Here is a 14,340-nt window from a genome sequence, read left to right as displayed (position 1 = left end):
CCGCTGTCTCCGGCTTAGCAGCGCCAACATCACAACAATCTTCCTGCTAACGAAGCCAGCCATTCGTCCCATCCATCAGTCTACTCTTTCTTTTTTTCAATTGCAAGAAAAGAAAAAAAGGTGGCTGTCAACACCGCCTGATTTACTACTTCTTCAACGGCCCTCCCGCCGGTTTCAACGCTTCGAGCTCATCGGCCGCCGATGATAGCCGCTGCGGCAGCGGCCAGTTCCACAGATCGAGATCAACGATATAGCGCGGCCGCCGTTTTGTTTCTTTATACATTTTCCCAATATATTCACCGATCAACCCGAGCGCCATCAGCTGCAAGCCGCCTAACAGCCAAATGGAGGTAATGAGCGATGTCCACCCTGTCGCCGTATGCCCGGCCCATTTAAGAAAAAGGAAGTAGGCTCCAAAGGCGAGGCTGATGACAAAAGAGAACAACCCGATGAGCGAAATAAAGCGAATCGGGGTGACGCTAAACGAGGTCACTCCATCAAGAGCAAACGAAATCATCTTTTTCAATGGATATTTCGTTTGCCCAGCCAGCCGCTCCTTCCGATCGTAATAAACGGCCGTTGACCGGAAGCCAAGAAGCGGGACGATGCCGCGCAAAAACAAGTTCACTTCCCCAAACTGTTCCAGCGCGTCAACCGCCCGGCGGCTCATGAGGCGGTAGTCGGCATGATTGTAAACGAGGTCGACGCCAAACATCTTCATTAACCGATAAAATCCTTGGGCGGTATGGCGTTTAAACCCCGTGTCCGTGTCGCGGCGCCGACGTACGCCGTAAACGATATCATAGCCTTCGCGAAACTTTTGTACAAACTCGCGAATGGCCGACACATCGTCTTGCAAGTCAGCGTCGATCGAAACGAGGCAATCGGCGTGCGCTTTCGCCGCAAACAGTCCGGCCAACAGCGCGTTTTGGTGACCGGCGTTGCGCGCTAGTTTCAGTCCCTTCACTTCCGGATAGCGCAAGCTCGCCTTGTAAATGAGCTTCCACGTGCTGTCGCGGCTGCCGTCATCGACGAACAGGAGCGCACTTTTTGGCGAAATGAGCCGCTCTTCGATCAGCTCTTCGCGCAACGCCCGCAAGCGGCCGATCGTCTCCGGCAGCACTTCCTCCTCATTGTAGCACGGCACGACAATAGCCAAGATCGGGTCAGACATGTCATCTTCCTCCTTCCCGCACCACTTTGTATAAGTAGATCGTCCAAGCCGATTCATCAGAGCGGAACACCCGTTCAAGCCGAAGGGCGTTTTCCGCTGCGTTTTCCATCGGCAGCGCCGAAAAAATGTAGCGCCCGCCCATCTCGTAAAACGCCTCCGTGTTCAATTCAAGATGGCGGATCGTCCGTTTCGAGTTTTTCATAAACATATAGCGCTTGCCGAGCTCATCGACGAACACGTAGCAGCGCCCGCCCCACTCATCGAAATACTCGCGCAGTTTTTTGTTTTTTTCGAGTTCTTTGGCAATGATGCGGCGGAAGCGGTATTTATATTCCAACGGATAGAAATTGTTGTACGTATCAAGTGTGTAAAAGCCATTGTATTGCGCGATCGCCGGATGGATGCCAATGCTGGCGACGCGGTATGTATGCACAGGGCGGCCGATATACTCGCGGATGGCCGCAAACTGCTTTTCGGCGTAAAATTCGCGGAACGACGGTTGATTTCGGTAGACGATTTGCTCGTTGTACGAGATGAGCACCACCAGCTGCAAACCGATGGCCGCCGCAGCGACCGCCCGCCACTTTCGTCCTTCCTGCCAAACGATTTTCAGCGCCATCGCAAACAAGACATAAATGACCATCGGGCGCAAGAAATGATAGCGGGCAAAATTGAACTTATCGAGCAAATCAAATCGTTCGGTGAGCGGCAGCCATCCTTTGTAAAACCAAAACGCGTACCACGTAGACAAGGCAACGTTCAGCACGTGCAGCACGACAAACGGCGTTTCCTGCCGCCAACGCTTCCGTTTCCAAACGAAATACAAGGCGATCAACGTCACCGGCAAGATGACGAGCCCATGCACGGTCATCACATGCGTGTGCCCGAGCACGTAGTTTTTGAACGTCAAGCGGATGACGCGCCAAAGCGGCAAACGGGCGTGGAAATACTCGTCACGGCTCGTCGGTTCATCAGAAAACAACAGCGAATGAACGAGCCGGTAATCGACCGCCAAATAAAGCGTTGTCATATAGGCGATCGCGGCGAAAAACCGCCAGTTCCAGCCTTTGCCGCGGATGACGTCCACAAGCCACCAAACACCGAGCGCGCTTAAGAAAAAGAAAAAGCCGAGAACAAAACTGGAATACAGCGGCAAGAACGTCAACACCGCCCAGTTCACCCATGAGCGCTCGCCGTTGCGGATGTTGAAAAACGCCCAAAGCGCAAGCGGCATGCCGAGCGTGCTTAACATGCCCGACGGCCAAAACGGGGTCAAGGCAAACGTCAACGCAGCACCGATGCGAATCCATAGCCAACGCCGGTCTGGCAAGACATGCGTTTTCAACAACAAATCCATGCCGATGAACGCAAAAATGCGAGTGATCGCTTGGCTCATTCCGTAGGCATACACGGACGGAAACAACGCATGGAGCCAAACGATGCCGCTGAATTCCGTGCCGAACGCGTTGCGCGGCAGCCCGTTCATGATTTGCGGAATGATCCCATCGACCGGCCCGAACAATTCGCCGCTGCGGGCGAGCACTTTATACCAAGCGATGTTCGAGTCCAAATTGTCGTGAACGCGCAGATGGGCATCTTCACCGAGGACAAAATACGGCGACACGTACAAGGCGATGGCAAGCAGCGAGAAGAACAGGAGTCGCTTTTCAATCGCCGGCACCTTTTCTCCTCCTTTCGCCCGGCTCATGTCTTTCCTTATTTTTCAACATATCAGGAAAATTATTCATGATGATGGAAAAAAACGGGGGTCAAATAAAACCCCGCTGGCGGCTCGGCTAAGCCAAGCGACAGCGGGTTTCGCATTCATCTCTTCAAGGAAATGACGTTAAAGACAGACAACCTGTTTGGCCGACCCGGCACTCGGAACGATGCCGCCGTATGATCGGCCAACTCGTTTTTCTTTCGGCCTTGTTAAGCGGAGAACAAGGCGGCCGGATTGCGGATAAATATTTGCTCCAGCTCCTTGTCGCTGATTCCTTCGTTTTTCAAAACTGGAAGGATGTTTACAAACAAATGCTCGACATGCCAGTTGATCATCATTTCCGCAAACGGTTCCGGCAGCGTGAACGGGCGGCCGAGCCAAAGGTTGACCGTATCATGGGAAAGCATGATCCGATCGGCATATCCGTCGCGGAGAAGGGCGAGCAACGTCTGCACCCGCTCCTTGTCCGTCGGTGCGCCGACCATCCCTTGAATGCCGAAACGGTCAAAAGCGATATAGACGCCGTAAGCGAGCGTGCGGCGGTGGTAATCGGGGTCGGTGTTGCCGCACATATGGCCGATGACGATTTTTTTCGGATCGGCGCCGTGCTCAAGCAAATAGGCAGCTTGCTCCGGCCCCATCGTTCCTTCTTGCGTGTGAGTGATGATGACCGCGCCCGTTTCTTTTTGCGCGCGGGCGGCAGCGCGGAAAAACAGCTTCTCATACTCGGTGATGCGCCCTTTGCTCGAGGCGAGCTTAATGACGCCGGCTTTGATCCCCGTGCCGGCGATGCCTTCGGTCAATTCGGCCATAAACATATCATAAATATCGTCCTCAGCGGTACCGAGCAGCTGACGGAACTTGAAATACGGCGGCGCCCCTTCCCCTTCATAGTAATAGCCGGTGGCGCAAATGATGTTCAGTCCGGTTTCTTCAGCGACGCGCCGCAAAAACGCCGGATTGCGCCCGCAGTCGTTCGGCGTCGGGTCCACGACCGTTTGGACGCCGTGCCGTTTCATTTTCTCGGCCGCTTCGATCGCCACGCGCAGCGCTTCGTCTTCGCGGAATGGGCCGCGCGTCACATCGCCTTGAAACCCCGGATAACCGAACAGAAAATGCTCGTGGATGAGCGTTTTGCCAAGCTGGTCCGCCGGCACCGGACCAAGAACCGTCTCGACCGTCTTCGCCATCAGGCGTTCGCCCCTTTCCCCGCTTTTTCATATTCCTCTTCCTGCAATTTTCGCCAAAGCAGCTTGCCGCTTGACGTCATCGGCAGCGACCGACGGAACTCGACGAGGCGCGGGTATTTGTACGCCGCCATTTGCGTTTTCGCCCACTCGATGATCTCCTCTTCCGTCACGTTGCCCACATACTCGTCGTGAAGGACGATAAACGCTTTGACCGTTTCGCCGCGGCGTGGATCCGGCACGCCGACGACGCACGCCTGCTGGACGGCCGGATGTTTGTAAAGGAGCGATTCAACCTCAGTCGGCCACACTTTATACCCGGAAGCGTTGATCATCCGTTTGACGCGGTCAACGATGAAAAAGTAACCTTCCTCATCCATCCGCCCGATGTCGCCGGTGCGGAAAAACCGCTTGCCATCCAATTCGATGAACGCCTCTTCCGTTTCCTTCTCACGCCGGTAATAACCGCGGAACACTTGCGGGCCATGGACAACGATTTCCCCGATCTCGCCAACGCCGAGCTCTCGGCCGGTCGCCGGGTCGATGATGCGCGCGTCGACATCGAAAGCCGGCACGCCAAGGCATTGCAATTTCGGGCGATCCGGCGGATTGAAATGCGTCTGCGAAATGGTTTCCGTCAACCCGTAACCTTCAAAATAGCGAACGCCGGTCTGTTCGAACAATTTTTCCCCGACCGCTTCCGGAAGCGCCGCCCCGCCGCCGGAAATGCTGGAGAGCGAGGAAATGTCATACCGGTCAAGCGCTGGATTGGCCAAAAAGTCGATCAGCATCGTGCTGATGTTCACCCAATGCGTGCAACGGTACAGCTCGATCAACCGAGCGGCCGCATCCCGATCCCAGCGCGTCATGAGAACGATCGCTGCGCCGGCGAAAATCGGCGTATGCATGCTGTGAACCATGCCGGTAACGTGGAAAAACGGCAGCGTCGCCAACGCGACCGAGTCGCTCGTCACATCGCCCCAATGGTAAGCGCCGACGATGTTCGCGTTCACCGTCCGGTGTGGGTGGATGCATCCTTTTGGCACCCCGGTCGTCCCGGACGTGTACGGCAAAACGGCGATGTCATCGACATGGCCGCGGTATGGAAGCGGCGGCAATTGGGCGGCAAGGCAGTCTGTCCACAAACGAATTCGCTCATCGCGCCAACCTCGACGCGGCGCCGCCACTTCCGCCGGCAAGGCGACCGGTGATTCAGCGGACGCATAATCGGAGTACGCCGCGGCGATAACGTGCTCAAGCGGCGTCCGGCCGAAAAGCGGAACGACGTTATCAAGCAGCTCCTGTCCTACCAAGGCGACTTTCGTGTCACAATCGTTGACGTAAAAGGAAAGCTCTTCTGAGGTGTTCATCGGGTTGATCGGCACGACAATGGCTTCGGCGCGCAAAATGGCGTAGTAGGAGATGATAAATTGCGGAGAATTTTGCATGTACAACAGGACGCGGTCGCCCGGTTTGACGGACAGCGTTTGCTGCAAGTAGCCGGCAAGCGCGTTGACGTCATCAAGCAGCTGTTTATACGAATACGCAGCGCCGTAATAGTAAAGGGCCGGTCTGTTTGGATAACGTTTCACCGTTGTTTCCAGATGGTCCACAAGCGTCGTCTCGGGCACAGCCAGCGTTTTCGACAACCGTTTTGGCCAGTACGGATAATGACGGGTATTCATCTCATATCCCTCCTTATTTTTGGCACGATCACCGCCAGAACCGCTCTTAGGCCAAAGACAGCGATGATCAACGATGAGGTCCAAACCCATTCTGACCAGTTGGTATGCGGGCGGCTGCTTTTATTGTACGCGCTTTCATTTTTATTTTCAATAATATTCAGAATATAAAATAACAAGATCTTCTCTGCGCTTACATGTCCATGCGGAGCCCCCGCGCAAACGAGGGCGGGCCAGCGACATGCTCTTGATGGATCCAACCTATATGCCGACAGGGGATAGGTGACGCAGGCGACAGCAAACGAGATGCTCTTGGTTGATGAGGCGTTCACTGTGACGCGGCCGACGGGGGGAAAGAGGGAGATGAATCGCCGGCGGGCCTTCCTTTTGCTGCTCGCCTGTTGCCTAACGCCAAAGGGCGGGATCACCCCTTGGCGTTTTGACCGATTCATTTCCCCCTTACACCGCATCTCTTCCTTTGCCCGAGTCGCGAACGTCCATCAACGCCGGCGGATACGGAGCAAAATAGCGCTGCTGCAACAAATACTCGTTCTCTTCACGAATGGCCCACGACTTTAACACGCTCGTCACGCTGCTGAGCGGAAGTTGGTGCGCCCGATACTGGGCGAGGAGTTCAAGCACGTATTGCTTTTCCTTTGCCGACATTTCTTTTTTGAAATATCCCATCAGATGTTGACAAACGTTCACATGCGAGCGCCGCTGCGGCGCGCGGGCAAACAGCGCGTGCAATCCTTGCTCGTACGCGTTTAGCACCTCCTCAATCGGGAGACGTTCACGGTTGGCCACCAAACGACCAAGCTGCTTTAAGCCGGTCTGGCTGTACGCCATAAACAAGTATTTATGTTCGGAATGAAAGCGCACGAGCGCACGCATTGATCGTTCCGCTTTCACTTCCCGAAACAAGGCGAGCGAGAACAATTTGGTCAAAAAATGTTCGCGAATCGCCGCATTCATCAAACGTCCTTCTTCTTCAATAACCGCATAGGGAAAGTGGCGAACAGCCTGTTCCGCGAACATTCCCATCCCTTTTTCGACCGGCATGGCCCGGTCTCCTTCGTGATAAATTTTCACTTCTTTTATGCCGCAAGTTGGTGAGCGGCCTTTGAAAATGAATCCGTCCACTTCACCGATCATCTCAAGAAACTCGCGAGCAAACGTCTTCATTTCCTCCGTCCAATCGCGATTGGACGCGGGCTGCACCAACCGTTTTTCCTCGCCGCGCTTGACCAACCGCACCGTCTCCCGCGGAACACCGAGTCCGATGGCTACCTCTGGACATACCGGAATGAAGCGGGCGACATCGGCTAAACGAGCGACCAACGAATGATGAATGATATCCCCGTTATAGCGACAAGCGGAAAAACCTAGACACTCGCTCACCACCACAACAGGAGTGGCATAATACATCAGCACCCCTCCTTTCTCCCGCCATTCTCCCTTTATTGTACCCGAAAAAGCGATCGACTGTCATGAAGGAAGGGAAAATCGCCGCGCCGCCGCTCTCAGCCGCTTACGTTCCTCCCGCTGCTTTGTCTATCGGTGATATGGGGCGAACGGCAATCCCTTCGTTTTGCAATGCCGCATGCAACCGTCGGGCAAACCGGACCGCCTGTTCGTTGTCGCCGTGCACGCAAATGGTGTCAGCGTCGATCGCCACTTCTGTTCCTTGCACGGAACGAACGCGCCGCTCGCGAACGATCATGAGCACTTGCCTGATGGCCTCCTCTTCATCAACAATGACGGCTTCGCGGCAGTTTCGCGGCGTGAGCGCGCCATCGGCCTGATACGTGCGGTCGGCGAACGCCTCGCTTGCCGTCCGCAGCCCATGCGCTTGACCAGCGCGGATGAGCTCGCTGCCTGCCAGGCCGTACAAGACAAGCCCCGGATCGACATCCCGCACGGCCTTGGCGACCGCTTTGGCTAAGGCGGCATCGGTTGCCGCCATATTGTACAGCGCCCCGTGCGGCTTGACGTGCGTCATCACGCCGCCTTCCGCCTTGACGAACGCTGATAGCGCGCCAATTTGGTAGACGACGTACGCATACACTTCCTCCGGCGAAACGGCCATCATTCGCCGGCCGAAACCGAGCAAATCGGGGAATCCCGGATGGGCGCCGATGGCGACGCCGTGCCGGATGGCGAGCTGCACCGTTTCCCTCATGACGAGCGGATCACCGGCGTGAAACCCGCAAGCAATGTTGACGGACGTGACATACGACAAAATCTCCTCCTGTCCAAGCCGATACACGCCAAAACGTTCACCGAAATCGCAGTTCAAATCAATCGTTTTCACTGTTCTCTCCTCCATTGGCAGCGAATGGCGGCGATCCATCGGCTGAGCCGCCGCTGTTGTTCGCTATAAAGTCGCAACGCTTCTTCGCGCGCAATCAGCGCAAATTGAATATGATCACCAGGGCGCGCCTGCGCCAATACGGGCAAATCGGCTGCCACCACTTGGGCGATGCGCGGATAGCCGCCCGTTGTCTGGCTGTCGGCCATCAACACGATCGGCTGACCGGAGGACGGAACTTGCACCGTGCCGAACACAACCGCTTCCGACACCATCTCCCGCTCCCGCTCAAGCGCCAACGCTGGACCGGCAAGCCGGTAGCCAATCCGATCGGACCGCGCCGTCACCTCGTAGCAAGCGGCAAAGAACTGGCGGCGGCTTTCCGGCGTAAACTCGCCATACTCCGGGCCGGGGACGGCGCGCACCGTTTTTCTTTTTCCCGCGATATAGCGGCTGGCCGCTTGAGCCAGTCCCCAACGCAGCCGGCCGACAGCATCGTTCCGCCGACCGGAGCCAACTGGCAGCACATCCCCCGGCTGGAGCGGGCGGCCTGATAAGCCGCCGAGCCGTGCGGGGACGTATGTCGAGCGGCTGCCCATGACAGGCGGCACAGCGATGCCGCCTGACACCGCGATATATGCGCGCCACCCCGCCCGGCACACGCCGATCTTTAGGACGTCCCCCGGCCGAACGATCGCCGGTTTCCAAAGCGGAAGCGGCCGTCCATTGAGCATGCACGGGAAATCACCGCCACATACAGCGATGACCGTCTCAACGTGAAAGCGGAGCGTGGGACCGACCATCGTCGCTTCGAGCACCGCCTCATCGCCGGCGTTGCCGACAAGCGCATTGGCGAGACGGTACGCCCAGACGTCCATCACCCCGCCGGGCGGCACGCCGACGTGCCGGTAGCCGCTGCGCCCCCGATCTTGAACAGTCGTAAAAAATCCGCCTTCCAGCACATCAATCATCGTTCTCTCTCCCAACGTGCAAATTCCTCGCGGCCAATCGGCCGAAACTGGACGATGTCACCGGCTGAAAGCAAGCTTGGCTTTTCGCCGTGCGGGTCGAACAGTTTGACCGGTGTCCGGCCGATCAACTGCCAGCCCCCTGGCGTTGCCAGCGGATAGACGCCGGTCTGCGCCCCGGCGATGCCGACCGAACCGGCGGGCACCATGATGCGCGGCACTCGTCGCCTCGGCGTCGCCAAGCGCGGCGATAATCCTCCCAAATAAGCGAACCCTGGAGAAAAGCCGATCATATAGACGCGGTAACGTCCCCCAGCATGAAGCGCCACCACTTCGTCCTCCGTCATTCCATGAAAGCGGGCGACCTCCGCCAAATCCGGACCCAACTCGCCGCCGTAACAAACCGGGATGACGACCGTCCGCGCCGGAGGGCGAACGACCGGTTCCGATGACTTGAGATGCTCGCGCAACCAAGCGCATACATCGGCAGCAGAGCCGACGACGAACGGATCGTAGTAAACGGTGAGCGACGAAAACGCCGGGACCATTTCTATAATCCCTTCTTTGCGCGCGCCTTCGAGCCGCGCCGCCACCTCATGAACGACATCGTTGACCCGTTCGTCAATACGGTCGGCAAACCGAATCGTCACCGCGTATTCACATAATGGAACCAACGTATACTCCATCGTCATCCCTGCCCCCGAAACCCAAGCTCGCGCGAAATGGCCATCGCCGCCTGTTTCAACCGCGGAACGATGCGCGCTATATCGTCCGGCGAAAACCGCTGTTCCGGGCCGGCAACGCTCAGCCCGGCGACCGCCGCTCCTTCATGGTTGAAAATCGGCACGGCAACGGCGGCCGAATAGTTTTCTAGCTCGGAATAGCTGACCGTATAGCCGCGGTTTCGGCCTTCCTCCAGCAATCGGCGCAACACTTGCTTGTCCGTCACTGTACATTTCGCCATTTTCACTAACTCAACTTGTTCGACATATCGTTCCCGATCGGCCTCATTCATAAACGCCAGCAAGATGCGCGGGCACGCCCCGGCGTACAGCGGCGCGCGTCGCCCAACCTTCGTGTACACGCGCACCGGTTCAGACGTCTCGACTTTTTCGATATACAGCGCCTCATCACCATCCCGGATGACGAGATTGACCGCTTCTTTCGTTTCTTCTTTCAGCCGCTCCATGACCGGCAATGCCACCCGGCGAAGATCAAGCCGCTCGGCGACGAGCGTTCCAAACGTTAGCAATGACAACCCAAGCTCATAGTCATCGCCTTGTTTTTGCAGAAAACCAAGCGCGACAAGCGACTGCGCCATGCGATACACCGAAGTTTTCGGCATTTGAAGCCGCGCGACCATCTCTGGCAGCGTCAACCGTTCACTCTCAAGAAACAAATCGAGCAGTTCTTTCGTTTTTAAGACCGTTTTATTCATCGTCGCCCCTCTTGTTCCGAATTTCAGAATATGAATTCCAAAATAAGAATTATCTATTTCTTATTATAATGAAAAATAAAACAATTTTCTAGAAGGCCGGTGAAAAACCGCTGTCACACACCAATTGGAGGCATTTTCATTCAGAAAAGAAAGCTGATGCTGCGAGGTTTCTCTCATTGAGAAATGGGTGGAGTTCAGCAGTATTTTGCACGAAATGAGGGTGTCCCAAAAGGACCGGGACGCCCTCTTTCGTCTCTATATATACGTACTGACTGCTTCTGTCGCACTATATGTTGTGCCTATCTTGAAAGAAGGCGACCTTTTGGGTCAGCCCCAAAAACGGTTGTTTCTCTTGAACATGGGGGAGCGTGTGAAAGGCGATCCGGATGCGACAGGGCTTTTCTATTTGAGAAACGAGGCTGGTAAGCGGCCTGTTTCCTTAAATCACCGGCCTCCTAGAAGGCGGATGAAAAAACGTGGTTTCCTTGATCGATCGAACACAGGGGCGGATGCAACAAGGTTTTCCTACTTGAGAAACGATGTGGAGAAGCGGTTACGCAAGTCAATCACCAGCCTCCTAAGGAAGCGGTTGTGTTAGCCAATCACCGGGCTCCTAGCACAAAATGAAAAGAGGATGTCCCACAGCGAGCGGGACATCCTCTTTCACCGCTATCGGCAGGCGCTTACCGCTTATGCCGATCTATATCTATTTGGCCCATCTTGAAGGGCGGCGACCTTATCGATCAGCGCCGGCCGGCTTCAAACCGAGAGGCGTTTCAAAAACACATAACTCACCTTTTGGTATTCCATTTTTTCCTCATAAAACCGATGAGCATCAACCCGCTGCAATCCCGATGACAGCGAAACAATTCCGTAGCCGTTCGCCTTCGCCCATTCATGCACGTACGACAGCAACGCCTTTCCGTACCCTTTCGACCGCTCGCTTGCAGCAGTGACCAAGTCGCATACCCAAACAAAACGGCCGTTGTAAAGCGTAATCATCGGCATGAACCCGATGACGGCCACCATTTTGCCTTGATCATCATTCAATGCCACCAGCTTATACCCTTCTTTTTCTTGAGCTTCGCGCACAAGCGAAACATACGTTTCTTCATCCAAGTGCGTGCGCAGTTCGCGCATGATGGGAAAAGCGCTTCGTACTTCCTCTTCGGTTTCAAGCCAAACAAACGATGGCATGGTTTTCCTCTCCTTTTTGCTACTGAATTGTAGACGATGTCATTTCCACTTGTCGAGAAAAATCGAAATGCAAGGGACATGGCGCTTTACCGTTTGGCTTCGCTAATGGGGGAACCTTTTCGGGATTGACTTCTCGTTATACGTCAACGAAGCCAGCACAGCCGGCAACGCATCAATCACGTCCGATGCCAGTACATCCCATGGAGAATGGCCGTGTTGGACAAGCCAATCAGCGGCCTTTCCATGCACGAACACCGCATTGCTCACCGCCGGCTGCACCTCCTTATGCTGCAGCAAAAACGCCGCCATGATGCCCGTCAGCACATCGCCGCTGCCGCCCTTTGCCAACGCCGGGTTGCCGGTCGCGTTCACATACTGCGCCCCGTCCGGCGTCGCAACAATCGTATACGGCCCTTTTAAGACGACATAGACTCCGTATTCGATCGCCAATCGCTTCGATACGCCAAAGCGGTCATGCTCCACGTCGCGAACGGAACGATGGACGATGCGCGCCATCTCCCCGGGATGCGGAGTAATGACCGTCGGCGCGCTCCGTCCGCGCACTTGTTCGGCGTAGTCATCCCAAAAAAACAGAGCGTCTGCGTCAAGAACGAGCGGCACTGGCTGGCGCACTAGTTCGCTTACTAAGCGGCGCACGCCGTCTGTCCGACCCATTCCCGGACCGATCGCCATCGCATCGATGTCAAGCCCGTCCCAATCGGCGGCGCCGGCAAATGCGCCATCTTCCGCCGGCCATAGCCGGCACATCGCCTCCGGCACACGGCTCGCCACCACCTCGTACACCGTTTCCGGAACCGCCATCGTCACAAGACCAGCCCCGCCGCGAAGCGCTGCTCTCGCCGCCATCGTCACCGCCCCGCTCATCGCCTTGGATCCGCCGACAATAAGCAGCTTGCCGTGCGTTCCTTTATGTGCGGACCGCGTTCGCTTTGGCATCGTCCGCGCGACATCGCCCTCTTCCCACAAAAACCGGGCAGCCGCCTTCGCCTGCACCGCTGCGGGCGGAATACCGATATCGACAACAGCGAGCTCTCCGTAATAATCCGCGGCTGGAAACGTATACGCCCCAAGCTTCGGGCATTGGATCGTGAGCGTGACATCGGCGCAAACGGCGGTGCTGACGTCGCCGCCGTCCGCCGGCACTCCGCTCGGCACATCGATCGCATATATTGTCGCCGGTGCGCGATTCACTTGTTCAATGATTTCTTTGTACGGCGAGCGCACCTTCCCTTTGACGCCAATGCCAAGAAGCGCGTCAACGATGGCGTCATAATGCGGCAGGCGCGCCGCAAACGCCTGTTCATTGCCCTCATAAGGCAGCCACGAATAGCCGGACCGCTCGTACACCTCAAGCGCTAGGAGCGCCGCCCCTTTCACCTTTTCCCGCGGCGGAATGAGCCAGACATCGGTTTCATAGCCATAACTTTTCAACATGCGCGCGATGACAAACCCATCGCCGCCGTTATTGCCCGTCCCGGCGAGCACCGCGACCCGAGCGGCGCGCGAGATCCGCTCTTTCAACGCCCGAAACAGCGCCTGTCCAGCGTTTTCCATCAACGAATCGCTGCGAATGCCAATTTTCTCCTCTACTTCTTGGTCAATGGCGTACATTTCACCAGTCGTCACGATCGGAATCATTGTCCATTCCCCTTTCCATCCGATTGTAACTCCTCCTAAAAGTACGAACGTTCAAGGTGTAGACCTTTCTATTCACCAAGTTACATCCGAATTTTGTAAGCGAAACAGGAAGAGAACGTTTCCCTTTATCGACGACATTCAATAACGAGCGCCCGAATCGATGAACGTTCGCGCGTCCATTAGCGCTGGGGCCGCTCGGTTGTATGGTTTAGGAGGCTGGTGATTGACTCGTGGATACGGCTTTACCATGTCATTTCTCAATGAGAGAACCCTTGTTGCATCGGTTCTGTTTTTCACTCATTCTCCGATTGATGAAGGGAAACCGCGGTTTTTCACCAACCTTTTCGAAAGATGGTGAATGAACGAACGGAACGGCTCGTTGTATCTCTCGTTCAATGAGGGAAGCCTGTCAAATCTGCTCTCCTTGCCCATCCAGTCGGTGCGAGCAAAACTCTCATTTTCACCAGCCTCCACCGGAGCGGCCGCAACCGCGGCTCGGCTCACCTTCCACAAAGCGGCGCCATCGCCCGTGTATTGGCATGGCCCGCTATCCGGTCCGCAGAAAAACGGCGGCCATCGCCCCGAGGATGACCGCCGCTTCGCTTACGGCTGTTTCGCCATGATTTCGAGCCCAAACTGCAGGCAATCTTCGCAAATCGCCACCATCGGGCCGTTGACAAGCCGCGGCTTCTCTTTCAGGCAAAACGAACAACGGCCGTTGCGAGCTTCCTGCGCTTCGAGCGCCAAAGCCTCTTCCAGCTTGTCAAGCGGGAAAGCGGTGAGCGCTTCATACACGTTATGAAGCAAATGGTCGTCAATATAAGCGCATTTTCCTTCCCAGCGCAGCGCGATGAGTTTCGCCGCCACCGCCATTCCTTCATAAAACCGGCGGCGGGCTTCATCCCCGCTCTGCTCAGCCATCGCCCCCACCTCATCCGCAAACCGTTCCAACGCCGCGACCGTGCATTCATCAAGCCACCTTGTTGTTCCGCTTGTCATCG

At 56.1% G+C, this 14,340-nt stretch carries 12 protein-coding genes; all 12 read right to left on the bottom strand.

The window, feature by feature from the left end; genetic code table 11:
- Window positions 1-145: 145 nt before the first annotated feature.
- Window positions 146-1,174 carry a glycosyltransferase family 2 protein gene (locus tag B4113_RS00370; RefSeq protein ID WP_033017726.1) on the bottom strand — a complete coding sequence of 343 codons (1,029 nt, stop codon included), beginning with the start codon at window positions 1,172-1,174 and terminating at the stop codon, window positions 146-148.
- Between the two features lies 1 nt (window position 1,175).
- Window positions 1,176-2,855, bottom strand: a complete 1,680-nt coding sequence (locus tag B4113_RS00365; RefSeq protein ID WP_197055026.1) for a DUF6044 family protein — start codon at window positions 2,853-2,855, stop codon at window positions 1,176-1,178.
- A 251-nt stretch (window positions 2,856-3,106) separates the two neighbouring features.
- Window positions 3,107-4,087 (bottom strand): phosphotriesterase, encoded by a 981-nt coding sequence (locus B4113_RS00360; RefSeq protein WP_061912056.1) that lies wholly within the window; start codon window positions 4,085-4,087, stop codon window positions 3,107-3,109.
- On the bottom strand, window positions 4,087-5,769 hold the full coding sequence (locus tag B4113_RS00355; RefSeq protein ID WP_061912055.1) for a long-chain fatty acid--CoA ligase: 1,683 nt from the start codon (window positions 5,767-5,769) through the stop codon (window positions 4,087-4,089). The genes B4113_RS00360 and B4113_RS00355 overlap by 1 nt, the downstream gene beginning before the upstream one ends.
- A 456-nt stretch (window positions 5,770-6,225) precedes the next feature.
- Window positions 6,226-7,194 (bottom strand): DUF523 and DUF1722 domain-containing protein, encoded by a 969-nt coding sequence (locus B4113_RS00345; RefSeq protein WP_061912053.1) that lies wholly within the window; start codon window positions 7,192-7,194, stop codon window positions 6,226-6,228.
- A gap of 103 nt (window positions 7,195-7,297) precedes the next feature.
- Complete coding sequence (locus B4113_RS00340; protein ID WP_061912052.1) at window positions 7,298-8,080, bottom strand: LamB/YcsF family protein; 783 nt, start codon at window positions 8,078-8,080, stop codon at window positions 7,298-7,300.
- A complete protein-coding gene (locus B4113_RS00335; protein WP_061912051.1) occupies window positions 8,077-9,048 on the bottom strand; it encodes a biotin-dependent carboxyltransferase family protein in 972 nt (323 codons plus the stop codon). The genes B4113_RS00340 and B4113_RS00335 overlap by 4 nt, the downstream gene beginning before the upstream one ends.
- A complete protein-coding gene (gene pxpB / locus B4113_RS00330; protein WP_172418534.1) occupies window positions 9,045-9,737 on the bottom strand; it encodes a 5-oxoprolinase subunit PxpB in 693 nt (230 codons plus the stop codon). Before pxpB ends, B4113_RS00335 begins: the two co-directional genes overlap by 4 nt.
- The gene (locus tag B4113_RS00325; RefSeq protein ID WP_033843992.1) at window positions 9,734-10,483 is read right to left on the bottom strand and encodes an IclR family transcriptional regulator; all 750 of its coding nucleotides are present in this window, start codon (window positions 10,481-10,483) and stop codon (window positions 9,734-9,736) included. The genes pxpB and B4113_RS00325 overlap by 4 nt, the downstream gene beginning before the upstream one ends.
- A gap of 759 nt (window positions 10,484-11,242) precedes the next feature.
- The gene (locus tag B4113_RS00315; RefSeq protein WP_033022856.1) at window positions 11,243-11,680 is read right to left on the bottom strand and encodes a GNAT family N-acetyltransferase; all 438 of its coding nucleotides are present in this window, start codon (window positions 11,678-11,680) and stop codon (window positions 11,243-11,245) included.
- Between the two features lie 102 nt (window positions 11,681-11,782).
- The gene (locus tag B4113_RS00310; protein ID WP_051962706.1) at window positions 11,783-13,339 is read right to left on the bottom strand and encodes a bifunctional ADP-dependent NAD(P)H-hydrate dehydratase/NAD(P)H-hydrate epimerase; all 1,557 of its coding nucleotides are present in this window, start codon (window positions 13,337-13,339) and stop codon (window positions 11,783-11,785) included.
- A 603-nt stretch (window positions 13,340-13,942) separates the two neighbouring features.
- On the bottom strand, window positions 13,943-14,338 hold the full coding sequence (locus tag B4113_RS00305; protein ID WP_033022855.1) for a ClpX C4-type zinc finger protein: 396 nt from the start codon (window positions 14,336-14,338) through the stop codon (window positions 13,943-13,945).
- Window positions 14,339-14,340 lie beyond the last annotated feature (2 nt).

Origin of the sequence: Geobacillus sp. B4113_201601 (assembly GCF_001587475.1) — a bacterium.
Lineage (GTDB): Bacteria > Bacillota > Bacilli > Bacillales > Anoxybacillaceae > Geobacillus > Geobacillus icigianus.
Note: the sequence above shows the minus strand (reverse complement) of the source record. Positions and strands in the feature narration are given on the sequence as shown.

Bases quoted from the DNA above. Each gene is read 5' to 3' on its own strand.
- B4113_RS00370 (WP_033017726.1), bottom strand. From the start codon at position 1,174: ATGTCTGACCCGATCTTGGCTATTGTCGTGCCGTGCTACAATGAGGAG.
- B4113_RS00360 (WP_061912056.1), bottom strand. From the start codon at position 4,087: ATGGCGAAGACGGTCGAGACGGTTCTTGGTCCGGTGCCGGCGGACCAG.
- B4113_RS00355 (WP_061912055.1), bottom strand. From the start codon at position 5,769: ATGAATACCCGTCATTATCCGTACTGGCCAAAACGGTTGTCGAAAACG.
- B4113_RS00345 (WP_061912053.1), bottom strand. From the start codon at position 7,194: ATGTATTATGCCACTCCTGTTGTGGTGGTGAGCGAGTGTCTAGGTTTT.
- B4113_RS00335 (WP_061912051.1), bottom strand. From the start codon at position 9,048: ATGATTGATGTGCTGGAAGGCGGATTTTTTACGACTGTTCAAGATCGG.
- pxpB (WP_172418534.1), bottom strand. From the start codon at position 9,737: ATGACGATGGAGTATACGTTGGTTCCATTATGTGAATACGCGGTGACG.
- B4113_RS00325 (WP_033843992.1), bottom strand. From the start codon at position 10,483: ATGAATAAAACGGTCTTAAAAACGAAAGAACTGCTCGATTTGTTTCTT.
- B4113_RS00315 (WP_033022856.1), bottom strand. From the start codon at position 11,680: ATGCCATCGTTTGTTTGGCTTGAAACCGAAGAGGAAGTACGAAGCGCT.
- B4113_RS00310 (WP_051962706.1), bottom strand. From the start codon at position 13,339: ATGATTCCGATCGTGACGACTGGTGAAATGTACGCCATTGACCAAGAA.
- B4113_RS00305 (WP_033022855.1), bottom strand. From the start codon at position 14,338: ATGACAAGCGGAACAACAAGGTGGCTTGATGAATGCACGGTCGCGGCG.